Source organism: Ilumatobacter sp. (assembly GCF_965215205.1).
In the GTDB taxonomy this organism is placed as follows: Bacteria; Actinomycetota; Acidimicrobiia; order Acidimicrobiales; family Ilumatobacteraceae; genus Ilumatobacter_A.
On the sequence record NZ_OZ244049.1, the window covers coordinates 402,572 to 429,213 of the forward strand.

The 26,642-nt window shown below is 68.5% G+C and carries 23 protein-coding genes and 1 tRNA gene; 11 read left to right on the top strand and 13 right to left on the bottom strand.

All coding sequences use genetic code 11. The features are described from left to right. Positions 1-91: 91 nt before the first annotated feature. From ACOOHC_RS02005 to ACOOHC_RS02015, 3 genes are all read right to left on the bottom strand, one after another. Positions 92-1,144 carry a TIGR03857 family LLM class F420-dependent oxidoreductase gene (locus ACOOHC_RS02005; RefSeq protein WP_420452344.1) on the bottom strand — a complete coding sequence of 351 codons (1,053 nt, stop codon included), beginning with the start codon at positions 1,142-1,144 and terminating at the stop codon, positions 92-94. 119 nt (positions 1,145-1,263) lie between these two features. Further along, complete coding sequence (locus ACOOHC_RS02010; protein WP_420452345.1) at positions 1,264-2,277, bottom strand: universal stress protein; 1,014 nt, start codon at positions 2,275-2,277, stop codon at positions 1,264-1,266. Between the two features lie 96 nt (positions 2,278-2,373). Further along, positions 2,374-3,810, bottom strand: a complete 1,437-nt coding sequence (locus ACOOHC_RS02015) for a cation:proton antiporter (protein WP_420452346.1) — start codon at positions 3,808-3,810, stop codon at positions 2,374-2,376. Here ACOOHC_RS02015 and ACOOHC_RS02020 point away from each other — a divergent pair. The 5 genes from ACOOHC_RS02020 (at position 3,754) to ACOOHC_RS02040 (ending at position 8,746) form a co-directional block, all read left to right on the top strand. After that, complete coding sequence (locus ACOOHC_RS02020) at positions 3,754-5,112, top strand: rhodanese-like domain-containing protein (protein ID WP_420452347.1); 1,359 nt, start codon at positions 3,754-3,756, stop codon at positions 5,110-5,112. The two genes, ACOOHC_RS02015 and ACOOHC_RS02020, sit on opposite strands and share 57 nt — an antisense overlap. A gap of 99 nt (positions 5,113-5,211) precedes the next feature. Continuing rightward, positions 5,212-6,027, top strand: a complete 816-nt coding sequence (locus ACOOHC_RS02025) for a sulfite exporter TauE/SafE family protein (RefSeq protein ID WP_420452348.1) — start codon at positions 5,212-5,214, stop codon at positions 6,025-6,027. Beyond that, positions 6,024-6,341 carry a hypothetical protein gene (locus ACOOHC_RS02030; RefSeq protein WP_420452349.1) on the top strand — a complete coding sequence of 106 codons (318 nt, stop codon included), beginning with the start codon at positions 6,024-6,026 and terminating at the stop codon, positions 6,339-6,341. Before ACOOHC_RS02025 ends, ACOOHC_RS02030 begins: the two co-directional genes overlap by 4 nt. Before the next feature lie 79 nt (positions 6,342-6,420). Continuing rightward, complete coding sequence (locus tag ACOOHC_RS02035; RefSeq protein WP_420452350.1) at positions 6,421-7,206, top strand: alpha/beta fold hydrolase; 786 nt, start codon at positions 6,421-6,423, stop codon at positions 7,204-7,206. 58 nt (positions 7,207-7,264) lie between these two features. Beyond that, a complete protein-coding gene (locus ACOOHC_RS02040; protein WP_420452351.1) occupies positions 7,265-8,746 on the top strand; it encodes a wax ester/triacylglycerol synthase domain-containing protein in 1,482 nt (493 codons plus the stop codon). A 98-nt stretch (positions 8,747-8,844) separates the two neighbouring features. On the opposite strand, the gene ACOOHC_RS02045 is transcribed toward ACOOHC_RS02040, so the two are convergent. Further along, positions 8,845-9,855, bottom strand: a complete 1,011-nt coding sequence (locus ACOOHC_RS02045) for a sodium:calcium antiporter (protein WP_420452352.1) — start codon at positions 9,853-9,855, stop codon at positions 8,845-8,847. 186 nt (positions 9,856-10,041) lie between these two features. Here ACOOHC_RS02045 and ACOOHC_RS02050 point away from each other — a divergent pair, with 186 nt between their 5' ends. Beyond that, positions 10,042-11,835 carry a potassium channel family protein gene (locus ACOOHC_RS02050; RefSeq protein ID WP_420452353.1) on the top strand — a complete coding sequence of 598 codons (1,794 nt, stop codon included), beginning with the start codon at positions 10,042-10,044 and terminating at the stop codon, positions 11,833-11,835. 143 nt (positions 11,836-11,978) lie between these two features. On the opposite strand, the gene ACOOHC_RS02055 is transcribed toward ACOOHC_RS02050, so the two are convergent. After that, positions 11,979-13,010 carry an NAD(P)-dependent alcohol dehydrogenase gene (locus tag ACOOHC_RS02055; protein ID WP_420452354.1) on the bottom strand — a complete coding sequence of 344 codons (1,032 nt, stop codon included), beginning with the start codon at positions 13,008-13,010 and terminating at the stop codon, positions 11,979-11,981. 118 nt (positions 13,011-13,128) lie between these two features. Between ACOOHC_RS02055 and ACOOHC_RS02060 the strand changes: the two genes are divergently transcribed. Next, entirely contained in the window at positions 13,129-13,806 is a 678-nt protein-coding gene (locus ACOOHC_RS02060; protein ID WP_420452355.1) for a TetR/AcrR family transcriptional regulator, read from the top strand. A 111-nt stretch (positions 13,807-13,917) separates the two neighbouring features. On the opposite strand, the gene ACOOHC_RS02065 is transcribed toward ACOOHC_RS02060, so the two are convergent. Further along, positions 13,918-15,231: a DUF1254 domain-containing protein gene (locus ACOOHC_RS02065; RefSeq protein WP_420452356.1), complete on the bottom strand. Its 1,314-nt coding sequence runs from the start codon at positions 15,229-15,231 to the stop codon at positions 13,918-13,920. A 140-nt stretch (positions 15,232-15,371) separates the two neighbouring features. Here ACOOHC_RS02065 and ACOOHC_RS02070 point away from each other — a divergent pair, with 140 nt between their 5' ends. Continuing rightward, entirely contained in the window at positions 15,372-15,536 is a 165-nt protein-coding gene (locus ACOOHC_RS02070) for a hypothetical protein (RefSeq protein WP_420452357.1), read from the top strand. A 62-nt stretch (positions 15,537-15,598) separates the two neighbouring features. Here the strand turns inward: ACOOHC_RS02070 and ACOOHC_RS02075 are convergent, their stop codons facing one another. The 3 genes from ACOOHC_RS02075 to ACOOHC_RS02085 form a co-directional block, all read right to left on the bottom strand. Beyond that, complete coding sequence (locus ACOOHC_RS02075; protein ID WP_420452358.1) at positions 15,599-15,886, bottom strand: hypothetical protein; 288 nt, start codon at positions 15,884-15,886, stop codon at positions 15,599-15,601. Between the two features lie 149 nt (positions 15,887-16,035). After that, the gene (locus ACOOHC_RS02080; RefSeq protein WP_420452359.1) at positions 16,036-16,587 is read right to left on the bottom strand and encodes a CPBP family intramembrane glutamic endopeptidase; all 552 of its coding nucleotides are present in this window, start codon (positions 16,585-16,587) and stop codon (positions 16,036-16,038) included. Positions 16,588-17,277: 690 nt separating this feature from the next. Then, positions 17,278-18,123 (bottom strand): YdeI/OmpD-associated family protein, encoded by an 846-nt coding sequence (locus ACOOHC_RS02085; protein WP_420452360.1) that lies wholly within the window; start codon positions 18,121-18,123, stop codon positions 17,278-17,280. Positions 18,124-18,429: 306 nt separating this feature from the next. On the opposite strand from ACOOHC_RS02085, the gene ACOOHC_RS02090 reads away from it, so the two are divergent. From ACOOHC_RS02090 to ACOOHC_RS02100, 3 genes are read left to right on the top strand one after another with little or no spacing between them, the layout of a single operon-like run. Next, positions 18,430-18,795 carry an ArsR/SmtB family transcription factor gene (locus ACOOHC_RS02090; protein ID WP_420452361.1) on the top strand — a complete coding sequence of 122 codons (366 nt, stop codon included), beginning with the start codon at positions 18,430-18,432 and terminating at the stop codon, positions 18,793-18,795. After that, entirely contained in the window at positions 18,792-19,256 is a 465-nt protein-coding gene (locus tag ACOOHC_RS02095; RefSeq protein WP_420452362.1) for an SRPBCC domain-containing protein, read from the top strand. The genes ACOOHC_RS02090 and ACOOHC_RS02095 overlap by 4 nt, the downstream gene beginning before the upstream one ends. After that, the gene (locus tag ACOOHC_RS02100) at positions 19,253-19,759 is read left to right on the top strand and encodes a DUF664 domain-containing protein (RefSeq protein ID WP_420452363.1); all 507 of its coding nucleotides are present in this window, start codon (positions 19,253-19,255) and stop codon (positions 19,757-19,759) included. Before ACOOHC_RS02095 ends, ACOOHC_RS02100 begins: the two co-directional genes overlap by 4 nt. A gap of 302 nt (positions 19,760-20,061) precedes the next feature. Here ACOOHC_RS02100 and ACOOHC_RS02105 read toward each other — a convergent pair. From ACOOHC_RS02105 to ACOOHC_RS02120, 4 genes are all read right to left on the bottom strand, one after another. Beyond that, positions 20,062-20,135, bottom strand: a tRNA-Gly gene (locus tag ACOOHC_RS02105). Positions 20,136-20,337: 202 nt separating this feature from the next. Continuing rightward, positions 20,338-23,427, bottom strand: coding sequence for a type III restriction-modification system endonuclease (locus ACOOHC_RS02110; RefSeq protein WP_420452364.1), 3,090 nt, complete (start codon positions 23,425-23,427; stop codon positions 20,338-20,340). A gap of 4 nt (positions 23,428-23,431) precedes the next feature. Then, the gene (locus ACOOHC_RS02115) at positions 23,432-25,294 is read right to left on the bottom strand and encodes a site-specific DNA-methyltransferase (RefSeq protein ID WP_420453844.1); all 1,863 of its coding nucleotides are present in this window, start codon (positions 25,292-25,294) and stop codon (positions 23,432-23,434) included. Positions 25,295-25,464: 170 nt separating this feature from the next. After that, on the bottom strand, positions 25,465-26,619 hold the full coding sequence (locus tag ACOOHC_RS02120) for a hypothetical protein (protein WP_420452365.1): 1,155 nt from the start codon (positions 26,617-26,619) through the stop codon (positions 25,465-25,467). Between the last annotated feature and the right edge of the window lie 23 nt (positions 26,620-26,642).

The following is a 26,642-nucleotide window of genomic DNA, read 5'->3' on the forward strand; positions in this document are numbered from 1 at the left end:
GGGTGGCGACCCGTCGTCGGCCGCTCCGGGCATCGTGGCCGGCGGCGCCGGGTCGGAGCCGTCGCCGATCGCGCGGCGACGTCGCGACGCGTCAGCCGGGCGGCGGCGCGGTGCTCGACCGGGCGTAGGCCTCGACGATCGGGGCGAGATCGGTCGGGGAGGCGCCGTGGAGGATCACGCCGTCCGCACCGAGGTCGAGCTGGCCCCGTGCGGCGGTCGCGCAGCGCTCGGGCGACCCCGTGGCGGCGGGGGCCAACCACTCCTCGGGCAGGAGGGTCGCGACGTGCTCGAGCTCCTCCGTCGTCGCCGTCGCGTCGATCGACCCGCGGAAGCCGGAGACGAACGGATCGGAGCGGAACCGCTCGAGCACGGTCGGATCCCAGTCGTTGGTCGACACCATCAGGTCGCCGTAGGCCTGCAGGTAGGTCGCGAGCCGGCCGACGGTCTTCTTCAGCCGGAGCGGCTCGGGGAGGTGGTCGCCGACCGTGGCGTAGCACGACCAGACGCGCACCGACGCGGGGTCGCGCCCGGCGCGCTCGGCGGCGCGCTTCACCGTCTCGACACAGCGCACGAGCGTCTCGTCGGTGAAGAACGTGTGCAGGATCACGTCGTCGAACGCCCTCCCGCCGAGCTCCAGGGTGTTCGGCCCGAACGCGACGATCCCGAGCGGGATGTCCTCGTCGAAGGCCGGGTCGAGTCGCAGCACCGGCCACGAGCCGGCGGGACCGTCGTGCCCGACGATCGTCTCGCCGTGCCACAACCGCCGCATCAGACCGGCGAAGTCCTCCATCTGGGCGGTGGTGATGCGCGACATCCCGAACGCGTCCTGGAGCGGAGCGATGCCGCGCCCGATGCCGAGCGTGAAGCGGCCCCCGGTGAGGAAGTGCATCGTGGTCGCGTAGGAGGCGGTGACGATCGGGTGCCGCGTGTTGTGGTTGGTCGCGGCGGTGATGATCCGGACCTCCTCGGACACCGCCGCCGCCGCCCCGCACAGCGTCGACGCCTCCTTCACGTTGAACCGCTCGGAGACGAAGCACGCGCCGAGACCCATGGCCTCGGCGTCGCGCACCTCGTCGAGGAGCTCGCGGGGGCTCCCCGGTGCACCCGCCAGGGTGTAGAAGCCGAGTTCGGGGTGACGTGCCACGTGCTCGACGGTAGGTGACCGCGGCGGCGCGGCGAGCGTCAGGGGCCGTCGGACACGTCAGGCGACGATCGCGCCCGCCGAGTCGCGCCGCCCGGCCGGCCCCGTCGGCGCGTTCGACGTCAGGTGCGCGAGCGGGGCGGGAGCGACGGGCCCCGCGGACCCCGCGAGCGCCACCGAGGAGATCTCCGCGACGCGACGTCCGCACTCGTGGTCGGATGGCGCGACGGCGGTCGCGGTTCGAGGACGAGGACCGATCGCGTGGTCGAGGCGAGGAGCCGCTCCGCCAGGCTCCCCACGATCCGTGCCGACAGCGCGCGCCGCCCGCTGCGGGCGATCACGATCAGCGTCGCGTCGTCCATGTCGGACTCTCGATCGACGGTGGCGACGACGGGGCCGAGCGCGACGTGCACCGTCGGTCGCGACGTGATCTGCGCGCGGTCGACGCACGCGCAGACCCGGCGGCGGACGTCGGTGAGGGTGGACGGCGTCGCGCCCGTCGTCGTCGTCGCCGGTCCGGTGCCGGCGCGTCCGCTCCACTCGCCGACGCGGTCGCCCCGCGGGACCGCGCACACCACGTGGCTGCGCCGGTCGAGCGCGGCGGCGAGCGCTCCGGCGGCCGTGACGACGCGCTCCATCTCGTCGTCGTCGTCGTGCACGTCGACGAGCGCGATGACGTCGCCGGTGAGCGCACCGTCGCGCATCACGAGCAGAGGACGGGGACACGATCGGAGCAGGTGGCGGATCGTCTGCACGACGGCGCGTCGTCCCTGCGACGACACGACGACGACGTCGTGGTCGCCCGCTGCGACCTCGCGCCGCACCGCCTCCGAACGGTGCCCGGTGCGCACGGAGACGGCGCACCGGACGGGACCGCCGAGCTGCCGTCGCCACGAGTCCAGCCGCACGGTGGAGGAGGCGAGCGCGCGATCCACCGCCGCCTGTCGGTTCCGGGGTCGACCGGGGAAGGAGCCGACGGGGCCACGGTGATCGCGACCGACCACGTCGAGGACGGTGACGGCGGCGTCGAGACGACGAGCGAGATCGACCGTGTCGATCGCGCCCCGGCTCGGTTCGGCCCCGCCCTGCAGATCGACGAACAGGATCCGTCGGAACGCCCTCGTCGCGGTCGTCATCGTGCCGCACCTCTCGCTGCCACGTCGTCGTCGACGTCGCTCGTCGAGTTCGTCCACGCTACTGCGTCCTTCGGCTCCGGTCGGCTGCCGGAACGGTCAGCGGCGGAGGGTGAGCTTGATCAGCGGCGCGGCGAGCGCGGTCGTGACCAGGGCCATCACGATGATCACCGTGTACAGCGTCGTGTCGATGACGCCGAGCGAGAGCCCGACCGTCGCGACGACGATCTCGAGCGCGCCGCGGGCGTTGAGGGTGAAGCCGAGGCGGAGCGCGTCCCGGCGCGAGGTGCGCCCGATCCGGGCGCCGGCGTAGGAGCCGACGACCTTGGCGGCGGTGGCCGCAGCCGTCACGGCAGCGGCGAGGACGAGCACCTCGGGGGAGCCGAGCTCGGAGAGATCGGCGCGGATCCCGGCGATCGCGAAGAACAGCGGAGCGAAGATGCCGTTCGTCACGGTCTCGATCGCCTCGAAGCCGGGACGGCGTCGGAAGCGGCTCGCGCCGATCGCGATGCCGGCGATGAACGCGCCGATGACCACCTCGATGCCGATCGCGTGGGTCAGCGCCCCGATCGCGACCACCACGAGGAAGATCACGCTCGCCTCGATCGCGGGCCCGCCGTCGTGACGTTCCAGCTCGCGTGCGACGGCGTCCAGCGCGGGCGGGCCGAAGCGGATGACGACCACGCTCACGACGACCACGGCCGCGACGGCGACCACGAGGGATCCGATCGAGAACGAGTTCGCCTCGCCGATCCCGGTGACCACGCCCAGCAGCAACCAGCCCACCATGTCGTTGGCGGTGGCGACCGCGAGAGCCAGCTGCGAGACCGGGCTCGCCATCAGGCCGAGGTCGCCGAGGATGCGCGCCGCGACCGGGAGCGACGAGATCGCGAAGGCGACCGCGAAGAAGCCCGCGAAGACGGCCCGCGACGCTCCGTCGCCGACGTACTCCGACGGGATGAGCACGGCGACGCCGGCCCCGGTGGCGAGGGGCACGACAAGGCTGCCGACGGCCACGGTGGTCGCGAGCCCGCGCTGGCGGCGAACGGTCGCCAGGTCGACCTCCGCGCCGGTCGTGCCGAGCAGCAGGCCGATCCCGACCCAGGCGAGCCCGAGCAGCAACCCCGACTGGCCCTCGTCGGCTGGGAACAACCAGTCGAAGCCGCTCGGCCAGACCGCACCGAGCAACGAGGGCCCGAGCGCGACGCCGGCGAGCAGCTCCCCGATCACGCGTGGTTGGCCGAGGCGGCGGAGCGCGTAGCCGCCGACGCGGGCGCACGTGAGCACCACGACGATCTGGCACCAGAACACGAGCAGCGCGTGCTCGCCGACCGGCGGGAGGGGCAGCACCTCCGCGCCGAGCATGCGACACCGTAAGCGATCCGACGCTGCGGATCCCGGTGTCCGCTCGACCGGCCGACGATCGAGGTTGATCTCCCGCGCGGAATGTACGTACAATTCGGACGTCAGAGGGGGCACATGCAGGTCATCACCATCGAGACGGCGTCGCTCGGCGACCGGTCGTACATCGTCCACGACGGGCGCGTCGGGCTGGTCGTGGACCCGCAGCGCGACATCGACCGCGTCGTCGAGGCGGCGCGTTCCGCAGGGGTCGAGATCACCCACGTCGCGGAGACCCACGTCCACAACGACTACGTCAGCGGCGGCCTCACCCTCGCCCGGGTGTCCGGTGCGACCTACCTCCACGCCGCCGACGAACCGCTGCGGTTCGATCACCACGCCGTGTCCGACGGCGACGTGATCGACGTGGGCTCGATGCGCGTCGAGGTCCGCCACACGCCGGGACACACCCCGCACCACCTGTCCTACGTCGTGACCGCCGCCGGCGACGCACCGGCTGCGTTCACCGGTGGCTCGATGCTCTACGGCACCGTCGGGCGCACCGACCTGATCGGCTCCGACGCCACCGACGAGCTGGCGCACGCCCAGTACCGGTCGGTGCACGCTCTCGCCGACTCGCTGCCCGACGAGACCCTCGTCTACCCGACCCACGGGTTCGGCAGCTTCTGCGCGTCGGCGGTGAGCGATCGGGAGTCCGACGGCACGCTCGGCGGCGAGCGCAGCGCGAACATCGCGCTCACGGCCGACGACGAGGACCGCTTCGTCGCGCAGCTCGTGGCCGGGCTCGATGCCTTCCCCACGTACTACGCGCAGATGGGTCCGCTGAACACCGCCGGGGCGACGGCGATCGACCTGTCACCGCCCGCTCCGGTCGATCCCGTCGAGCTCGCTCGGCGCATCCACCGCGGCGAGTGGGTGGTCGACCTGCGCCCGCGGCGCGAGTTCGCGTCGACGCACGTCTCGGGCACGATCGGCGTCGAGCTCGCCGGGGGCTTCTCCACCTACCTGGGTTGGCTGCTCCCGTGGGGGATGCCCGTCACGCTGCTCGCCGACGACGCCGACGAGATCAGCGAGGCCCAGGTGCAGCTCGTCCGGATCGGCATCGACCGCCCCACCGGCGCGGCCGACGGCGGCATCGACTCGTGGTCGGCGGACGCCGATCGCAGCAGCTACGAGATCACGACCTTCGCCGGGCTGCGGGAGGTGCGGGGACCGACGATCCTCGACACGCGCCGCGACGGGGAGCACGCCGCCGGCCACCTCGAGGGGTCGACGCACATCCCGCTCCACGAGCTCCTGGGCCGGCTCGACGAGGTGCCCGACGGGACCGTGCACGTCCACTGCCGGAGCGGGTACCGGGCGAGCATCGCGGCGTCGCTCCTCGACCGCGCCGGCCACGACGTCGTCCTCGTCGACGACAGCTTCGACGACGCGGCGGAATCGGGCATCGCGCTCGTCGGCCCCGACGCGAGCTGACCGCGTCGTCGTGCGTGCGACGACGCCCCGACCTCGCCGGGTGACCCGGCTCCCGCGCCCCCGGAGCGGGGCCCCGACGTGCGCGAGTGTGGTGGGCTGATGGACGTCGTCGGGTACGCGCTGCTCGCCTCGTGCGCGGCCGGTCTCGGCGCGATGGGCGGGCTCGGCGGGGCGATCCTGCTCGTCCCGGCGCTGGTCGTGTCCGGGATGCCGGCGGCGGAGGCCGCCCCGCTCGGCCTGATCAGCGTGGCGGCCGGCTCGATCGCCGCCGGTGCGCGCCAGCTCCGGGAGCGGTCGACCAACCATCGCCTCGGGGTGGCGACGGAGGTCGTCGGGTCGCTCGGCGCCGTCGTCGGCGCGACCCTCTCGGGTCTCGTGGGCGACCGGGTCCTGACGTTCGTCCTCGCCGCGGTCGCGGCGACGGCGGCGATCGCGTCGTTCCGGCCGGCGACCGCCGTGACGCCACCGGCCACCGAGGCCGACGTCGAGGTGGGCGAACGGGTGGGGTCGCTGGCCGGTGTCTGCCGGGTCGACGGGGAGCGCGTCGCCTACGTCCCGCGACGCCTGGCGCTCGGTCTGTCGCTGATGGGGGTGGCCGGGCTCATCGCGGGCACGGCGGGGGCGTCGGGTGGGTTCATCAAGACGCCGGCGACCAGCGAGCTGATGGCGGTGCCGGCCCGGGTCGCTGCCTCGACCACGACGTTCACCGTCGGCGTCACCTCGTCGGCGGCGCTGATCGTGTTCGCGATCGACGGGCGGATCGACGCGCGCACGTCGTGCGCGGTGATCGCCGGGAGCCTGGTCGGTGGGCGCGTCGGCGCGGCGCTCCAGTCCCGCCTCGCGGACGACCGGTTGCGCCGCGTGCTCGGAGCGCTCCTGGTCGTGGTCGCCGTGGTCCTGGTGGTGCGCGCGTGATCGGGCGGGCCCACGAGCCGTTCGACGACCTCGAGGTCAGCCACGTCCGGGGCCGGTGGCAGATCCCGGCGCTGACGTGGGTCACCCGGGCGCTGCTCGCCACGGCCCTCGCCGGCCTCCTCGCGCCCGGTCGGCTCGGCGTCGCCGTCCAGACGGCGGCCGTCGGCGCCGTGGTGGCGGTGCCGCTGCTGCGCGTCGCGTGGCTCGCGCACCGGTGGCGACAGGAGCGCGACCGCTGGTTCGTCGTCTTCGCGCTCACCCTGCTGGCCGTGGTGGCGGTGGGCGCCGTCGCCGCCGGCCTCGGCGCCCGCTGACCGCGATCACGATGGATCGCCCCGGTCGTGCGCCGGCCCGACGGGCCGGGAGGCGAGGGTGCGGTCTACGCTTCGGCGCGTGCCGGCAGATCGACCCGATGGGAGCCCGGGTCTGCTCTACCTGCTCGCGGAGGCGCGCGCACCGTTGGAGGCAGCGGCGCTCATCCCGACCCTGCCGTCGCTGCTCGGGGCCCCCACCGGCGACGGCCACCACGTCGTGACGATCCCGCCGTTCGGCGCCGGCGACGCCTTCACCGCGGTGCTGCGCGCCTACCTCGGCCGGATGGGGTACGTGACCCACAAGTGGGGGCGCGCCGAGATCCTCGGCTTCCACCGGCTGCACACGATCGCGGTCCGTCGCCTGCGCGAGGTCGTCGACGAGGCGGGCGGACCGGTGAGCCTGATCGGGCACAGCCTCGGGGGGATCTACGCGCGCGAGGTCGCGCGTGCCGATCCCGAGAACGTGCGCCGGGTCATCACGGTCGGCAGCCCGTTCGCCGGCGACCTGAAGTCGAACGTCGTCTGGCCGATGTACGAGTCCGTCACCGGGACGCGGATCGAGAGCATCCCCGACGACGTGATGGCGCGGATGAACGAACCGCTGCCGATGCCCGCCACCGCGATCTACAGCCGCACCGACGGGGTGGTGTCGTGGTCGTCGTGCATCGACGCCGAGGCGCCCCTGGCCGAGAACGTCGCGGTGCCGGGGAGCCACATCGGGCTCATCCACAACCCGGCGGCGCTCCACGTGATCGCCGACCGGCTCGCTCAGCCCGCCGGGGTGCAGCAGCCGTACGCCCCCGATGGGTGGAGGCGCCTGGTGACCCGTGCCGGGCCGTGGCGCCGGCCCCGGTCGTCGCCGTGACGGCGCGCAGCACGAGCGGCACCGGGCGCGAGGCGCTCGGGAGCGCTCCGTGACGGCGATGCGCGGGGTCGACGCCGCCTTCCTCGCGATGGAGCGACCCGACGAGCCGCGCCACCTCGGGTCGCTGATGATCTTCGACCCCTCCGGGGACGGTCCGCTCGACCGTGCGTCGGTGGCGGCGGCGCTCGAGGCGCGGCTCCCGGCGATGCGCACGGCCCGGCGCGTCGTCGTCCCCTCGACGGGTGGGCTCACCCGGCCGAGCTGGCGCTCGGTCGAGCACGTCGACCTCGACGTCCACCTCCGCCGCACCTCGCTCCCCGTCGGCGAGGACCCGCGCCGCGCCCTCGACGAGATCGTGGCTCGCCTCCACGCCGTCCGGCTCGACCGAGGCCGTCCGCTGTGGCAGATGCACGTCATCGACGGGCTGCCCGACGGTCGCGTGGCGGTCTACGCCAAGGTGCACATGGCGGCCATCGACGACCAGAGCGGGGTGGAGCTGATGACGGCGCTGCTCGACGACGATCCCGACGGCGCCGCGACGATGGACGACGTCGACGTGCGCGCGGAACCCGTCGACGGGATCGTCGGGAAGATCATCGACCCGGTGCCCGACCAGATCCGGCGCGGGCTCGGCTTCCCCGTCCGCGTCGCGGGCCGAGCGGCGGCCGCGGTCGCCGACCAGCTCCCCGGGCTCGGCGCCACGGCGCACGAGGTGGCCCGCCGCTGGCCCGGCCTGCGGACGGCGGCCCGCCTCGTCCCGCGTCGAGACCGTGAGGACGACCACGAGCACCCCACCGGGAGGGCACCCCGACTCTCGTTCAACGAGCCCATCGGACCGACCCGCACCTACGCCGGCGGATCGATCCCCATCGCCGGGGTCGTCGAGGTGCGCGCCGCCGCCGACAGCGAGGCGGCGCCGGTGTCGTTCCACGCCGTCGTGCTGGCGGCGTGCACCGGCGCTCTGCGGCGGTGGCTGCTCGCGGCGAACGAGCTCCCGTCGTCGCCGATCGTCGCGGTGGTGCCCGTGCTCGCACGCGCCGACCACGACCGCGACACCCACGTCGCCGGACTGACCGTCGCGCTGCCGACCAACGTCGCCGATCCGGCGGCGCGACTGCGTGCGACGGCCAGGAACCTTCGCCGGGCCACGGAGCGCTTCGGCGAGATCCCGGTGTCGATCACCCAGGACATCGCGATGTTCGCTCCGCCGGTGGTGGCGTCGATCGCGAACCGGATCGACGAGGCGCTGCCGCACCGCCGGCTGATCAGCCCGACGGTCAACCTCGGCATCACCAACGTCCCCGGCCCGCGGCGCCAGGTCTACCTCGCGGGGCGGCCGCTGCGCACCAGCCACCCGGTGCTCTCGGTCAGCGAGATCACGCCGCTGCACCTCGGCGCGCAGGCCGGCCCGTCCGAGCTCGGGCTCGGCGCCGTCGCCGACGGGGCCGTGGGCGACCTCACCGAGCTCGTCGACGCCGTCGGGCTCGAGCTGTCCGAGCTCGCCACCGCCTTCGGGGTCGCGGCGCACCCCGACCGGTAGGCGTCATCTTCGACGCCCGCGGAACCCGGGGCCACCCGGTCCGGCCACGCGGCCCCGTCGCGCGCGCGCCGCGCCGCGCCGCGCCCGTGGTCGACGGGTCAGAGGGCGACGAGCGCCGCCATGCCGACGGCGTAGGTGCCGAGGATCGCGACGCCCTCGAACCCGATCCCACGTCGCTCCCGGGTGAGCAGGCCGGCGATGAGCAGCGCGGTGAGCACCACCGTCAGCGCGGAGACGAAGAGCGCCTGGGCGCCGGCCGCGTGGTACACCGACCCGTCGCGGAACGCGAGGTCGGCGGCGGCGACGAAGAGCACGTCGAACGTGTTGCCCCCCACGATGTTCGACACCGCCAACGTGAGCGCGCCGATCCGCACCGCCGTGAGCACCGTCACGAGCTCGGGGAGCGACGTCACCACGCTGGTGAACAGCGCACCGACCACCGATCCGGTCAGCCCGGTCTCGGCAGCCAGGGTGAGCCCGGATCGGCCGACCGCGAAGCCGACGACCGCGACGACCGCGGCCAGCCCGCCGAACCACGACCACAGGTGCCACAGCGGCGCACCGCTCGCTTCGGGATCGGGCTCGTCCTCGACCGTGTCCTCCGTCTCCTCGGGGGACCACATCGGCGCCGCGTTCGCGCTCCGCACCAGGCGCAGCCCGAAGAGGTAGATGATGACCAGCACCGGGGTGGCCGGGTGGACCCCGAGGACGTCGAGCTCGGGGCCGGTCGCGGCGACCAGGACCGCGCCGACCATCGCGGTCAGCAGCGCCGCCGACACGATGTTCGGCAGCGACGCCGCCGCGTGCTCCAGGTTCGAGCTGCGGTAGATCGTGTCGGCGAGCACGAGGAACGTGGTCTGCGCCGCGATCCCTCCGAGCGCGTTGCTCATCGCGAAGCCGGCGTCGCCCTCCAACGCGCCGGTGACCGTCGTGATCAGACCCGGCATCGAGGTGGCCGCCCCGAGCAGCACGGCGCCGGCGAGCGCCTCGCCGACGTCGGTCCGATCGGCGAGCTCGTCGACGACCTTCGTGAACTTCACCCCGGCCGTGAGCAGCACGAGCGCTCCGCCGACGAGGACGGCGACGGCGATCGGCAGGCTGTCGAGCATCCCCGGGGACTCCCCGGAACGGGCTCGGCTCAACCGTGGCGCGCCGGATCGCGGGCGCGAGCACGCCTGCTCGAGGTGCGCGCGCCCGGCGCGCTCGTCGTCCCCTCGCGGCGAGATGGCGACGGCGACGCCGGTCGAGGGCTCGCTGTGCCAGCATCGGGGTGTGGGGACGGTGGAGGAGTCGCGGTGCTGAAGTCACTCGGTGTCACGATGGCGCAGGTCACGCAGCGGATGCGCCCACGCGGCAAGCCACCGATCGAGCGGCGCTACGACCGTGCGCAGTACGTCGCGCTCCAGGCCGAGCGTCGACGGCGCCAGAAGACGTTCGTGGTGCTGGCGGCGGTGTTCGTCGTGATGACGGCGCTGTTCAGTTCGGTGTTCCACGAGCTCATGGCACGCGAGGGCCGGTCGTTCTCGTGGCCGACGAGCGTCTACTGGACGCTGACGACGATGACGACGCTCGGCTTCGGCGACATCACGTTCCAATCCGACGCCGGGCGCATCTTCTCGGTGGTCGTCCTGCTGGCCGGCTCGACGTTCCTGCTCGTCATGTTGCCGTTCGTGTTCATCCAGTTCGTGTTCATCCCGTGGATGAACGAGCGCGATCGTCGACGTGCTCCCCGGGCGATCCCCGGCTCCACGGCGGGCCACGTCATCCTCACGTCGGCCGGCCCGGTCGAGGAGGCGCTCATCGATCGGGCCGACCAGTCCGACGTGCCCTACGTCGTGATCGTCGAGGATCTCGACGACGCCGGGCGGATGCACGACGAGGGGAGAGCCGTGATGGTCGGCGCCCTCGACGACCCGAACACCTACGTCAACGCCGGCGCCGAGCGAGCCTCCGTCGTCGTGGCCACGCAGAACGACCAGACCAACACCAACATCGCCTTCACGGTGCGCGAGGTCGCTCCGCGGGCCCCCATCGTCGCGAGCGCCAACTCGCCGGCGTCGGTCGACATCCTGGAGATCGCCGGTGCCGACCACGTGGTGCAGCTCGGCGAGATCCTCGGTTCGGTGATGGCGGCGCGCGGACTCGGTCTCGGTGGGCGCAGCCACAAGATCGGCAGCTTCGCCGGGCTGCAGATCGCCGAGGCCGGCACCGTCGGCACCGACCTGGTCGGCCGCACCCTCGCCGACTCCGAGCTCCGGCGCCGGTTCGGGGTCGGGCTGATCGGGGTCTGGGAGCGCGGCCAGTTCGCGATCGCGACGGCCGACACGGCGCTGGGTGAGTCGTCGATCCTGCTCCTCGCGGGCACCGCCGAGCAGCTCGCTGCGTTCGATCACGCGTACGCGACCGACTCGCCGAACTCGACCACCGCGGTGATCATCGGCGGAGGACGGGTCGGCCGGGCGATCGCACGTGCGCTCGCCGCCGAATCCGTCGAGTGCGCGATCGTCGAGCAGCTCCCCGAACGGCAGCGGCCGGGCGCCCGCTACGTGATCGGCGACGCCGCCGATCGCGCCGTGCTGGAGGAGGCCGGCATCGCCGAGGCCGGTTCGATCCTGATCACGACCCACGACGACAACGTCAACGTCTACCTCACCCGCTACTGCCGCGGGCTGCGACCCGATGCGCGGATCATCTCTCGGTCGCGCCTGGACCGCAACGTGTCGACGCTGTATCGAGCGGGCGCCGACGCGGTGCTGTCGTACGCCGACGCGGGCTCCGCCGCGATCTGGAACCGGTTCCGTGGTGAGGAGACGCTGCTCGTCGCGCACGGGCTGAACCTGTTCCGCACGCCGATCCCGCACGAGCTCGCCGGCAAGACCCTGGCCGAGGCGCACGTGTACCGGCGCACGCAGTGCAACGTGGTGGCGGTCGAGCGCGACGGTGAGATCCGCGGGAACCCCGACGCCGGCGCGCCGCTGCCCGCCGACGGCGAGCTCGTCATGGTCGGCACGGACGTCGCGGAGGCCCGGTTCTCCGAGGTGTTCCCCGGCGCCCGGCGCGGGCCGCTGTTCGACCGCGTCCGCCGCTGACGGGCGGTCCGCGCGACACCGAGCCCCATGCGCCCTGCCGCGACGACACCTCCGGCCCGACGGTCGACCGGCCGTGGCCGGCCGATGAGGCGGTCGCTTCGACGGCGGGCGGCGGTCGCCCGCTGGAGGAGTGTCGGCGGGGCTCACGACGGTCGCACCACGATCTTGGCGCGGGTGTGCCCGGTGCCGATCTCGGCGAGCCCGGCTGCGACGCCGTCGAGGCCGATGACACGATCGATCTCGGGTGTGAGCCGCCCCTCGGCGAGGAGGTCTCCGAGGAACCTCAGGTCGGCTTCGTTCGGCGAGGCCGTGAACTGGTGGAACGAGGCATCGGCTCGGCGGACCGCCAGGGCCGTGCGGATGATGTGGGGGATCGGCCCGAGCCATCGGTCGGTCTTCGGGCCGCTCACCGCGACGAACCGGGCACCGGGGCGCAGCACCGCGAGGCACTCCGCCGGGGTCCGGTTGCCGACGTTGTCCATCATCACGTCGAAGCGCGCTCCGCCGTCGACGAAGTCGGTGGTCGTGTAGTCGATGACGGTGTCGGCGCCGAGGGCGCGGACCACGTCGACGTTCCGTGCGCTGCACACGGCGGTCACCTCCGCGCCGAGTGCCTTGGCGATCTGCACCGCGAAGGTGCCGACACCGCCGGCTGCGCCGTTGATCAGGGCGTGCTCGCCGGGCTGGAGCGCTGCGTGGGTGCGCAGCGCCTGGACGGCGGTGAGCCCGGCGACCGGGGTCGCGCCCGCCGCCTCGAACGACACGCCGACCGGCACCGCGACGACCTCCTTCGCGTCGACGGTGAGGTACTCGCCGCATCCGCCGCCCTCGCATTCGCCGAAGACCGCGTCGCCGACACGGTGCACCGTGACGTCGGATCCGACGGCGACGACGGTTCCCGCGACGTCGGCACCCGGGATCGTGCGCTTCGGCCGTCGCAGCCCGTTGGTGATCCGGATCAGGTACGGCGTGCCCGTGAGGAAGTGCCAGTCGAGCGCGTTCAACGACGACGCCTCCACGCGCACCAGCACGTCGCCCGCCCCCGGTGTCGGCACCGGAACGACCCCGGTGTCGAGGACGTCCGTGTCGCCGTAGCCGCCGGCGACGACGGCGCGCATCGACTCGGGCACATCCGGTGGGGTCTCGGCTCGTTCGTCGGTCGTCGTCGATCTCATCTCTGCTCTCCTCGGTGGGGCCGTCAGTTGACAACGTACATTGTACGTCCGTGAGGAGTCTGAAGCGTACGTAGTACGTTGTCAAGGGTCGGACCGTGATCTCACGAACGGGGAGGCGATGACGAAACCGCAGCGGGCCGAACGCGATCCACTCGATCGACCCTCCGTGGTCGCTGCCGGCATCGCGCTCGCCGACGACGACGGAGTCGCGGCGCTCACGATGCGGGGCCTCGCCGAGCGGCTCGGCTTCAAAGTGATGGCGCTCTACAACCACGTCGCGAGCAAGGACGAGCTCCTGGCGCTGATGGTCGACGCGGTGGCGGGCTCGATCGAACTCCCCGGTGAGCACCTCCCGCCGCTGAGCGCGATCAGGATGCACGCGATCGCGACCCGCGAGGTCTTCGTCCGGCACCCGTGGGTCACCGCGCTGTGGCAGCAGCACGTGCCGGGTCCGAACCGGATCGATCACATGGAGAGCCTGCTTCGCAGCTTCGGCGAGAGCGGGTTGCCGGCCGACATCGCCCACCACGGCTTCCACGCCGTCAACAACCACGTGGTGGGCTACTCGCTGCAGGAGCTCGCCATGGGACTCGACGCTGCCGCCCCCGACGCCGACGCCGTGGTCGAGCGGTTCCTCGCCACGTTGGTGGAGGAGAACCATCCGTACACGGTCGCCCACATCGACGAGCACCTCCACGGGGCGACCGCCAGCAGCTTCGAGCTCGTGCTGGACCTCATCCTCGACGGCCTCGTCGCCCTCCCCTCACGACGTGGAGTCGGTGAGTCCACCGACTGATGAGCGATCTGCGGAACGTCGACGTCATCGGTCTCGTCGAAGCCACGGAACCGCCACGACGCTCCGTCGGAGAGCCTCGAACGACGGATGCGCGGCACCGCCGCGCTCGGTTCACGTCACGGCGTCGACGCGGTGCACCGGAGGCGGTTGCCAGCGTCCCTCGCGCAGCTCCGTCGTCGGGTTGAACGCGCGGATCGAGATGTAGAACCCGCCCGACGGTGTGGGCAGCCAGTTGGCGACGTCGTCGCCGGCTGGGCGTTCGTGCTGGAGGACGACGGTGAGCGAGCCGTCCGGGTCGAAGCGCAGTCCCGGCGTTCGGTCGCCGATCGAGTAGCGGTCGATCTCGTTGTCGACGAGGAGGAACCGCTCGTCGTCGTACATCGTCAGCGACCAGCACGCGTCGGCGGGCGGGGGCGTGTCGAAGCGCAGTTCGTAGCGGTGAGCGCCGTCGTACCGTTCCTCGTCAGCGTCGACGAAGCTGGAGAAGGCCGCCTGCATCATGTCGTCGCCGTGCAGCAAGCCGAGGAACTCGAACGCGGCGCGGTAGAGGTAGCGGGTGCCGAACGTCCCGGTGAGCAGCACCGGTGACCACCCGTTGATCGTGCGGCGTGAGGCGCTGCTGCGGGCGTGAAGGAGTGCTCGACCGACCCCCTCCGCATGTCGCAGCGCCTCCGCGGACGCCGTGGACAGCGTCGAGGCATCGAACGGGGTCGTGCGACCGATGCCGATGTGTCCGAGCGTGGACACCAGTCCGGTGTCGGCAGGACGGGGCGGATTGCGGCGCAAGAGGTCGTCGAGCACGGCGAAGTGGTGGATCGGGTCCGACTCGAGGGCCGGGTCCGGGTAGTCGATGCTCGTGTCGGGCGCCGGCGTGGCCGACCAGGCGGACAGGGGCGTCAGGTCGAAGCGGTCCTGGATCCGGTTGACCTGCTCGACGTCGTCGTCGGTGCCGTCGGTCAGGGTGCGAGCGAGGATCCACGCCATCGGCGTCGAGATGTCGACGCGGTCGAGTCCGTCGGGGAGGGCACCGCTCCAGGACGGACCGACGAGCGCGACGTCGCCACCACCGGCGCCGATCGATCGCCAGTCCAGGGTGGTGACGATGTCGTGGAAGAAGTCTCCCACCGGGAACCAGTAGCAACGGTCGGGGATCGGCGGGATCGACAGGACGATCGGCTCCGCCGTCAGGTCCAGCCAGGCCGTCGAGTACAGCGTGTCGTTGTTGGGCGACGGGATGAACGTGTCCGAGGGCGTCGCGACGTCCCGTACGTGATGGAACTGGTTGACCCCGTCGTGATGACCCCGATCGGGATCGACGGCTTCGTTCCAGAACACGCGGTAGAGCTCGACGGTGGCGAAGCCGTAGACGAACGCCTGGAGACCGAGCGAGTGCGCGAGCGCGACGTCGTGGTCATCGATGTTCATCCCAGGACTCCTCGAGGATCGTGCGCGAGCGGTCGGTCGCCACGGTACGGCGCCCGGAACCGCTGGTCCGAAGCGAGCCCGACTGCCGAGTCGGCGTTCGGCCAGGTCAGCGGTCGTGGACCGCGCAGGGGACGTCGTCGATGACGTGGACGGAGCAGCGACTCGCCCAGCGGGCGTGGCGGCCGGGCGCCGCGGACGTGTTCGTCCACGGCGAGGCCGCGGAGGTCCGCGAGGCCCGACGTCATCCGGTCGACGTGCGTGGAAACGACGCGCTGGCTGCGTCCATCTCGCCGTACTGCAGGTGAGGCCGCACCGACGAGGCGTGCAGGGAGCTCGGCCACGGCACCGTCGAGGTGGTGCGTCGGGTTCAGTCGCGTCGGGCGCCCATGGCCCCGAACAGCTTGTTCGCGAGCCTCCGCCCGCGTCCCCAATCGGTGGCGGCGAAGGTCTCCTGGGTCGAGACCGACACCTGTGTCGTGCCGTCGCCGACCTCTTCGAAGTCCATCACGACCGTCGAGCCCCACGACCACGGCCGGGGGCTCTTCTTCAGCGTCAGCGACGAGCCGGACGAGGCGGCTTCGTCGAGGGTCAGCCCGTTGTCGGCAGCTGCTCGACGTGCCGAGTCCGTGGCGTGGCCGATGCTCTCGTCGACCACGGCGGTCTGGTGTGATCGGCCTCTCAAGCCCATGTGCTCTCCTGTCTGTCGGGCGGCTGGAGCCGCTCGTGTTCCACCGAACATCGGTGTCGGTGTCGGTGTCGAAGTCGGTGTCGGTGTCGGTGTCGTGGGGTCATCGGCCGTCGCCGTCACTTGGCGAGTCCCGCGCCTGGAGTGTGTCGTCCGGTCCGCCGGAGGGCGACTTCCACGATGGCGACCATGGCCAACGACGTCACGACGGAGATGGTGGTGAGCTCGGCGATGCTGTTCGGGATGTCGAACTGCAACGGTGCGACGGAGTCCAGGACGTCGCCGCGCGGGCCGACGAGCACGACGTTGGACAGGTTGTTGCTCCAGTGGATTCCCAGCGACATCCAAAGCGATCCGGTGCGGTACGCCACCCAGCCGAACGCGAGACCGTCGATGAGGTAGGGCAGCAGCACGTAGGGCGACGAGTCGAACTGGGTGAGGTTCGTCAGGTGCGGGGCAGCGAACAGCATGGCCGGGATCAGCAGGAAGACAGCCGGCTGTGAGGTGAACCGTCGCACCGCTTGGGTGAGGTACCCCCGGAAGAACAGCTCCTCGGCTCCGGCCTGGACGAAGATCCCCACTCCGGCGATCACCACGAGTTCGAGCCAGAGCGTCGCATCGACGGATTCGACGTCGACGTCGATCACGCCGACGAGGTGCGCGATCGTCACGCCGATCACGCTGAGCACGAGGTGCCAGACGAACCCGAACGCCAGGCCCGAGACGGTCGAAGTGCAGTCGTGCCATCGCGACGCTCCACCAGGGCCGTCCGTGCACCACGTGCACCACGTAGGGGATGCCCACGAAGGCGATCGGGAACGCCAGGAACAACGCGAGGTCGGACTCGATCAGGGAGTCCTTGAAGTCGGGATCCAGCACCGTGACCGGGAACGCCCCGATGCCCGACAGCACCATGAAGATGAAGAACGTGATGACGACGCCGATGACGTACCATCCGGCACCGGATCGCCCCTCCTGCGACCAGTCGAGATACGAAGTCTTCCCGTGCTGCGATCCGGAGGTGCTCACGTCCGGTTCCCTCCTCGTTCGGCGGCGAACCTAGCACCACCCGCGTCAGCGATTCCTCGTCGCGGCCCGCCGCCGAACCCGGCGGACCGGGAGCGACCCGGGGAGCGCCGGCAGCTCCTCGACGACCAGTTCGGCGTCGGCGGTCGTGTCGATGCCCGGCGTTCGAGTTCACGTCTCGACGAACCGCGCTCGGATGCCAGCGGGTCGGCACGTTCGGACATCCGAACAGCTCACGAGCGCTGCTCGATGTGGATTCGATCGAACACCCGACAGATGACACGACGCGCGATCGCACGGTTCGATGGTCTCTGGGGTGTGAGGAGGGAGGGAGCTCAGGTCGACCATGACGTCGGCGCGGACTTCGAGGCGTTCGTGGTCGATGCACCCCGACGAGTCCGACGGGGTCTGATCGGGGCGGTCGGCATCGACCACGTCGATGATGCGGTGGCCGAGGCCCTCGCCCGGCTCCAGGGTGAGCCCGGTGGTCTACCGGTCGCGCAGACCCCTCCCGTCGAGGATGTCGGAGAGACGAACGCGTCGATCCGGCGGTCGCGGGTCTCGGCCTTCTTGGCGCCCGAGACGTGGAGGTTGTACTCACGCCGGCGGCCGGGCGTGAGTCGCTCGAACGCCGCGGCGAGCTCGTCATCGGCGGCGAGCCGCTCCCGGAGTACGGGAGCGAGTTCCTCCTGGGGGCGTGGCGGCAGTTCGGTTCCGGCGCGGGCGTGGTCGATCGCTTCTCTGACGTAGGACTCGATGGTCTCGGAGAGCGATTCGACGTCGTTCACGGACGTGAACTCCATGCGCTTCGGCCCGTGCGTGTTCGGCCCCTGGTCGTGGAGGACGTCGTCGGGGTCGTCGAGCAACGCGCCTCGGAAGAACATCAGCGCGAGGTGATCGGCGAACTCCTGGAGCAGCACGACGTTCTCGTCGTCGACGCAGTAGCACGGCTCACCCCACTTGATCGTCTCGTCGAGTCCGCACGACGACAGGATCGGGCGGATCGCAGCGATCTCGTCAGGCCACCGCTCGCTGTCGTCGAGGTAGGCGTCGACGTCCTCGTGGACCTTCGTCGGCGTTCCCCTCGACGTGTGGCTGCTCGACGTCGACCGTACCGCTCGCAGCGTGACCGACCGGATGATCGTCGCCGGCGCGGCGACGACGGCGAGCCCGAGCGGCATCGCGAACCGCGCCGGGCCGCCACCGACTCGCAGATCGAAACCGACCCCCGCGTCGTGCAGAGCGAGTCCTGCGAGTGCGGCGATGAAAGGGCCGGGAGCACGGACGACCCGACGAGCGGACTACGCCGCCGACGATCTGGATGGAGGGCGGACCAGAACTCAGCGTGCCGGTGACCTGGACCTGGTCGGGGACCTCGGTGAGTGCGGGCTGACGAGTGACCTCACCCGACCGAGACCACCTCGCCGCTCTCTCGGCGCGTCACTGAAGGGTTGACTTCACTGAACGACCGCGCGACGCTGACGTCGATGATCGAGCACGATGTGGACGCGGTGTTCCGGGCGCTCTCGGATCCGACGCGTCGAGCGATGCTGGAACGACTCGATGGCGGTCCTGCTTCGGTGTCGGTCCTGGCCGAGCCGTTCGACACCACCCTCACCGCCATCACCCAGCACGTCCGCGTGCTGGAGGCGGCGCACCTGATCGACTCGACCAAGCGCGGCCGCCAGCGGGTGTGCGCCCTCGAACGAGACACGCTCGGCCGTGCCGAGAAGTGGCTCGCCGATCGCCGGCTGGCGTGGGACCACCGCCTCGACCGCCTCGAACAACACCTCCACGACACCGAGAACGACACCCCCGCCGACCACGACGCGACGAAGGATCCCGAACGATGAGCACCCGGTTCGCCCACGACACACTCCGTTTCGAACGAGACCTCGCAGCGCCGGCGGACGTCGTGTTCGCCGCGTACGCCGACGTCGATCAGCGGGTGGTGTGGAGCGCTCCGTCCGACGACGAGATCGTGATCTTCGAATCCCACGACTTCACCGTCGGCGGTGTCGATCGGTTCATCTGCGGGATGAAGGACGACCCGAGCTTCGCCGGCACGACCCGCTACGAACTCATCGTCCCCGACGAGGTGATCGTGTTCAGCGAACGACTCGTCACCACCGATGGTCAACTCCTGGCGATGTCGCTCGTCACCTGGGCGGTCGAGGACACCGGTTCGGGAGGAACGCTGCTCACGATCACCGACCAGGTGACGTCGGCGGCGGGCGACGGGCCGATCGACGGGAGCCGGCACGGCTACACCGCGATGCTCGACCAACTCGACGCCTTCCTCGCCACTCCATGACCGAACGACTCGCCGACGAGATGACCGTCCTGCGCTCCGCGCTCGACGGAGCACGCCAGCACATCCTGGGCATCGTCGACGACCTCGACGACGAACGACTCCGAACGGCCACATTGCCGTCGGGATGGACACCGCTCGAGCTGCTTCGCCACCTCACGCTCGGCGACGAGCGCTACTGGTTCGCCAGCATCATCGGTGGCGACGACCTCGACTGGGTGCAGCCCGGTCCTCGCGCTGACTGGCGGGTTCCCGACGACATGACCCCGTCGTCGGTGATCGATGCCTACCGCGACCAGATCGCGGTCTCCGACCGGGTGCTCGATGGTGTGGAGGCGGCCGATCCGCCACGGCGGCGTGATCCGATCTGGGACACGTGGGGTGTCGACTTCGAGAGTGTCCGAGTCGTCGTGGTCCACATGATCGTCGAGACGGCGACCCACGCCGGGCACCTCGATGCTGCGGTCGAACTGGCCGACGGGCGTCAGACTCTCGTCATGGACTGACCCGCGATGTCGTCGCGCGCCCCGATGTCGAGAACCGTCGGTCTGCGCCGTCACATCGGTGACGAGCGGCCACGATGGTCGCCACGATGGGAAGGACCCCGCCGATGGCGAAGCGTCTGTCGTCGAAGCCGATGGGCGGCGGTCGAGCGGCCGGCTTCGGGCTGTTCGATGACGATGTCCATCACGAACGGCTCACCGGGTTCGGATCCGAACCGATCATCCGAGCCGACTCAGCCCGTGACGCGAGCCCGGCCGTGCGATGAGCTCGGCACTCTGGCCAGGCGTTTCGCCTGATCAGGGCGTGGAGCGGATGACGGGAATCGAACCCGCGTTCTCAGCTTGGGAAGCTGATGTTCTACCATTGAACTACATCCGCGAAGACCCTCAACCTTAGCCGAGGGAAACGCCGACAAGCCACGTGACCTGGTGTTTCGTGCCAGGGCATGGGACTTGCTGTTGTTGGTGTGAAATCACGAGGATAGTCCCTCTTGACCGCTGTGAACCCCTGTTGTGGGCACGTTGTGGGCACGGCGCCGACCGTGTCCGGGTGGCGGCGGGCGTGAGCGGTCGACTCCAGATCAACTTGCGCTACCCACAAGCTGCATGAGTTCGCCATAGTCGGTCACCACGTTGTACTTCACCGCCCGTTCGTCGGACTCCCCGAGGGTTGCGAAGAATTTCCGCGCGCACTCGATCTTGGCGTTCTCCACGCCCTTGAGTTGGAGGGATTCGAGCGAACCCTTCGTCTCCGCGACGAAGTACACGTGCCTGACGGTGCCCTCTTGGAACGCGATGGCCCAGTCGGGGTTGTAGTTGCCGACGGGCGTCGGGATGAAGAATCCGCGCGGCAGCTTCGCGTAGACGACCACCTCGGAACTCGTATCGAGTTCGGTCACAAACGATCGTTCGATCTTTGAGTCGGTGACGACGTAGTCGTACACGTGCTTCTTCAACTTGCTGCCGGCTTTGGAGAAGTCCTGCTTTGTCTGGTTCTCCGTGAAGATGGCCGTGTCGTGACGATCGGCGAGGGTGTCGTATGTTAGGTGCTCGACAATGACGGCCGCCTTCTGCTCGTTGATGAGCTTGGCGGCCTCGGTGATGAACTGTTCGGGATTCTGGCGGTACTTGCCGAACGTGCCCGGCTGCACACCCTGCAGGATCGCGCTAGCAGTTCGGCGGGTGAGTTGCGTCTTCTCCGTGATCTCACCGAGGAGGTCGTAGCGCACCTGAGACGAAGCCGTGACCGCCTCGGCTTCGGTGCTTGTCTTCGTGACTTTGAAAGTCTCAGCTTTCGCGAGGTTGTCGACCTCGACGGTTGCGTCTTGTTGGCCTTGGACGATGACGTACTGCAGCGCAGTGACCGTGAGGCTCTTGTCGAGAGAAGCGATGCACTTGGTGATCAGCTCGGTCGAGTCGAACTCGACTTGGTACACGGCCTTGTGGTTGATGCGCGCCCAGAGTTCCTGGAACTCCTTCTTGTTGAAGTTCGCCTCGTTCAGGGGGATCTGCTTCGGCTTGCGTCCGTCACCGATTGGAATGTCGAGGTGGAGGGAGTCGATGAGTTCCGCAATCTGCGGTGCGAAGGGCTCGAGACCCGATGGCAGCGGCGCTGCATCTGCCTTGTTGAGTTGGAGCCACTCGTCGGTCAGGTGGTGTTCGTAGTCGGTGTATCCGTTCACTGTGAGCCAGTGCTGAAGCTGCTTTGCATGGTCAGGTGTGAGCTTGAGTTCGTGCTCATCGCCGTCACCGTCGACTCGCGTGACCACCTTGCCTGTGAAGAACTCGGCGGTCGCCTTGCGTGGCCTGGCCGAAAGCGATTCAGCGATCTCCTTCTGGAGCCCTGTGACGAAGTCGGTGTACGACTCATCGGTCACCACCGTGAGTTCGTTGATGTCGTGCACGGTGTTCGGGTCGTCCATCCGCTCGCCGTGCTGATTGACCGCAAGACGCAGGCCACGTCCGATCTCCTGGCGACGGGAGATCGTGTTGTCGCTCTTCTTGAGCATTCCCATGACGAACACGTTCGGGTTGTCCCACCCCTCTCGGAGCGCCGAGTGGGAGAAGATGAACCGCACCGGCTCGGTGAGCGACAGCAGGCGTTCCTTGTCTTTGAGGATGAGGTCATACGCATCGACGTCGCTCGACTGGCCCTTGTCCTCTCCGGTCTTGTTGATCTTCGGGTCGACGAGGTGCTTGGACTTCTTGTCGATCGAGAAGTAGCCCTCATGCACGCTGCGTACCTCGTCTCGCTGGAGGTACTCGCGGTAGGCGGTGGTGGCTTCGTCCAGTTCGAGTTCGTCGAAGATGTCGGCGATGGCGAGCGAGTACTCCTCCTCGAAGACGCGGGCGTAGTCGCCGAGTGTGTCTTCCTGGGCGTAGTCGCGGTACTTGGCGACCTCGTCGATGAAAAACAGGGACAACACCTTGATTCCCTGGTGGAACAGTTCGCGTTCCTTGTCGAGGTGGGCTCTGATCACTTCGCGAATCTGGATGCGACGCTTCTGATCCTCAGTGACATCTCGGTCTGCCAACTGACCAGCCACGACGGTGTCACCGTTGCTGAGCTCGATTACGTCTCGAACCGCATCGACATTCGTGACGACGAGCTCGCGGTAGGCCTCGACACCGTTGGCGAGGTCGTGGAGGCGCGACCCCATGGTGACCCGTTTGGTCTGGCGCGCAATGGGGCCGCCTTTGGTCTGGACCTCGAGTTCGATGCGCGCCGCTGGCTGCTGGCCCTTCTTGACCTCGATGCCGTCGAGGTACAGGTAGGCGGTCGAGCCCGCCAGCCCCTTCACGGTGATGCCGCGGACTGCGATGCGCTTGACGAGCTTCTGGTTGTAAGCATCAACGGCGTCGAGACGATGGACCTTGGTGTGCTCGACTCGGTGCGTCGCTGAGTAGCGAAGGATCATCAGCGCGTTGAACTCAGCGAGCGCCTTGAGCGACTTGTCCGCCCCCATCTTCTGCGGCTCGTCGATGATGGCGATCGGCCGGTTTGCTTTGATGACATCGATCGGTCGGCGTGACTGGAAGTCGTCGAGTTCGTCATAGATGCGGCGCTGGTCCCTACCGCGGGCGTTGAACGCCTGGATGTTGATGATCATCACCTGCACGCCACCGTCGGAGCTGAATCGCTCAACTTCGTGGAGTTGCGAGGAGTTGTAGATGAATGCGCGCGGCTTGGTGCCGTAGAGCTGTTGGAAGTGGTCGGCGGTGATGTCGAACGACTTCATGACACCCTCACGGATCGCGACGCTCGGCACGACGACGATGTACTTGCTCCACCCGTAGCGCTGGTGGAGTTCCATCATCGTCTTGATGTACACGTAGGTCTTACCCGTGCCGGTCTCCATCTCTATGTCGAGGTTCGGAGCGCCGGGAGCCGCCCTGCTGTCACTGAGCTTCTTGGCAAGCGGTAGACCGCGTGTTCGCTGAAAAGCCTGGAGGTTGTCGAGCACCTGAACGGGGCTCAGCAGGATCTCCCCGTTCCGCAGTCCGGAGTGCAACGACTCACCGAACTCGAGCGTTTCTTGGTTCAGGGCTGCGGTGCGGCCGGGGTCGATCCGGTACGAAACGCCACTGCTCTTTGGCTGGCCTGCGAAGCAATCGACCACGGCATCAACAGCGTCAGTTTGGTACTTCTGGACCTTGAACTGCAGTTTCATCTTCTCAGATGACCTTGACGTCGGTCGATGGCGACACCTCGGTGAAGATCTGCTCGGCGTTGATCCGATCGGCGTCCGATGCAAAGCACGAGTCGCGAAGCACGACACGTAGTGGTTCACGGTCAGCGATTCCCCGCACCAGCTCGGGCCCGACTTGGCGATCGAAGCAGGCGATGAGGGCTCCTTCTTCGACAACAAAGACCTCGTGGCCGTCGATTGCTTCAACGCGGATTCCCATGCTCAGATCCAGACCCCAGGAGAGGAGAACTTGGAACAGCAGGTCCTCCCCAGTACGGCCTGGTTTTATGCTGTTCTCGAGGCCCGAAAGAGTCGACTGCGTGATGTTGTCGGGCAGTTGCATCACCTCGGTCACATTGGTGCTGTCCACCGTCATTGCGCGGAACCCCACATCGAGACGAGATCCCGTCAAACCAGCATTCTCGACTACGCGAGCGCCGGCGCGTCGGACGCGCTCACGCGCCAAGTTGGCAATGTCTCCATAGCCCAGTTCTCTAGCGTCGCTGTTCGCTGGGAGTTCCTCCGCCATCTGAACAAGAATCCACGAGCGGTCCTTCCCGTCCCGGGCATTAGAGCGCAGAACAGCATCTGCGGTCGTGCCGGATCCAGCAAAGAAGTCCATTACGACATCGCCTTCGTCAACGCCGGCGATCCAAAGAATCTGCTCGATGAGCTTCGTAGGCTTCGGAGTGTCGAATAGCGCCTTCCCATCGAACAGTTGCTTTACTTCCTTTGCCGCATCTCGTGTCGTTCCAACCTGGGTGCCCAGCCAGAGCGACTCAACCGCTCTGCCTTCAAGCGTGTCCAGATAGATCTTCCGAGTTATCGAGGTCTGATCGTCGTTGAAGACGATCTCACCGCTGTCAATCTTTGCTTGAATAGTCTCGCGGCTCCACCGCCAGCCGTTGTCGGGCGGTTCGATCACCCCACCGTTCGGAGTCGGGAGAGGGTAGCGCAGGTTTGCGCGAAAGAGAGCGTTCCGAACATCCCCTGCTCTCCACAATCCCCGAGGATCGTTGTCAGGGTTTCGATAGTTGCGGTTGTGTTCGGCGGTGCGTTCAAGGGCACGCAAGGAAAATGCCTCACCGCGCCTGTAGCAGTAGATGGTGTTATGGTGAACCGATACCTTCTTGTTGTATCCTTTGGGCTGCACGCTGTGCTGCCACACGAACTCTGCGACGAAGTTGTACCTGCCGAACACCTCATCGAGAAGTATGCGAAGATTGCCGCTCTCGTGGAAGTCACAACTGACGAAGATCGAGCCGTCGTCGCTGAGGAGACTGCGCGCCAGTCTCAGACGCGGATAGATCATGCTCAGCCAATCGGAGTGGAATCGGCCGTTCGTCTCGGTGTTGGTCGACAGTCGCGCACCATCGTCATCTGTCTGTCCTGACTGAGAGAGATATCCTCCTGAACTCGCCGCAAAGTCATCGTTGTAAACGAAGTCGTTGCCGGTGTTGTACGGCGGGTCGATGTAGATCAGCTTGATCTTGCCGAGGTACGACTCTTGGAGGAGCTTCAGGGCGTCGAGGTTGTCGCCCTCAATGAAGAGGTTCTTTGTCGTGTCGAAGCTGACGGACTCGTCTCGAGTAGGACGGAGCGTCTTGGCGACTGGTGCGTTTGCGGCGAGTTGGGCTGCACGCTTGCCAGGCCAGTCGAGCTGGTAGCGCTCCTGCATGCCGTCAACTACATGGTCGGACAGCTCCTGCCGGAGCAGATCGAAGTCGACGGCCACCACTGGGTTGCCACCATCGTCAAGCCGTTCGCTAGCGACCTCCGGGAAAAGTTCGGCGATTAGGTTGACGTTCCTTTCGACTAGGTCAGCGGAGTAAGTCTTCAGCTTGTCCATCATTTTTCGCTCCTAGCGAGAACAGTACTGGGCTGGTCGGGCCGAGCCGAATGGCGGGGATATGTGAGGCTGTAGGTTCGTGCGAGCGACACCCGAAATGCGACAATGCGGCGCAATTGTCGAGCAGTCCGGAAAGCTGCTCGATTTTGGAAATTCGGGGCGACGTGGAGTCATTCCTGAAGCGGCGGACTTGGGGCTTGGCTGGTCGCAATGGTGCCAAATCTCTTAGAACTACTGCTTCTCTGCTGGGTGCATGCGGCGAGCCAAGCCTCGTATGCGGAGTCACCTTGCTCGGCGACGGCACAGATGTACTCGTCTTGTTCGATGCGATCGAACCGCAAGACGGCCCGTCGGCCATCGCCGCTTTGCGCCTGCCCGACGAACGGTAGGGAGATCCTAAATGTAGCGTTCGGGAATCCCTGCAACCGTATGGAGTACTGCCGCCCGCCAGGTGCGTGCAGCCGGATCCATGTAACAGCATCGGCCGCTGCCCCGAAGTACTGAGTGAACACCTTCTTGGGAAGCTGCACCTGGGTGCCGTCACGTGTTTCATCCCACATCTCCACGAAGAGTGTCTCCAGGGTGCGCGATGCGGAACCGCTGGGCTTGACGATACGTGACTTCGGCTTCTTGCCTCGTCGAGCTTGCTGACGTCCTCGGTTGCCATCCAATGAAGGCGGACGACCTGGGTTCGGAAGCGAAAGGTTGGGCGCCAGCGGCGCTAACTGGTGGCTACCCGAGCGTGGTGAGTCGGGCGATCGACGCGTGTAAGGGTCCAGTGCGGGCGCAATCTCGGCCAGTAGTGCAGGGGTCACCTTGCGCACGTGGTCGGAGGTGAACGGATCAGCCGGCTCGAAGTAGCGGAAGACCTCCGCCGAGGGAGGTACTGCACCCCGACCACGAACAATCGCAGATGCCTCGACATTCCCCAGTATTCCTCCCATCGTCAGATTCGACGATCCGACGGCGAGCAACCAACCATCCGGACCGGAGAACTCGTACACCTTTGGATGGAAAATGACGCGATTCATGTTGGATTGAACGACGTAGATGCTCCCATTGCGGAGTTCGCTCAAGTAGGTCAGTGCCTCGATCGTTGTGCCTCCAAGATCAGTGCCTACGTAACCAACGATGGATGTTCCGCGCCTTCCTGCAAACGTCTGGAGCGATTCGTCGAGCAGAAAGAGTCCAGACCAACGAGCGAAGGCGACGCTGAACCTGAACTGTCGATAGCTCGGGTCGGTGAGCCCTTCCACAAGGACGTCTCGAATTGAGTTAATCGTTACGTGTTGTAGTACTGCTTCGATCTCGCGTTTGTTGGTCATGCCCGCGGCTCAGCTTCGTCGGA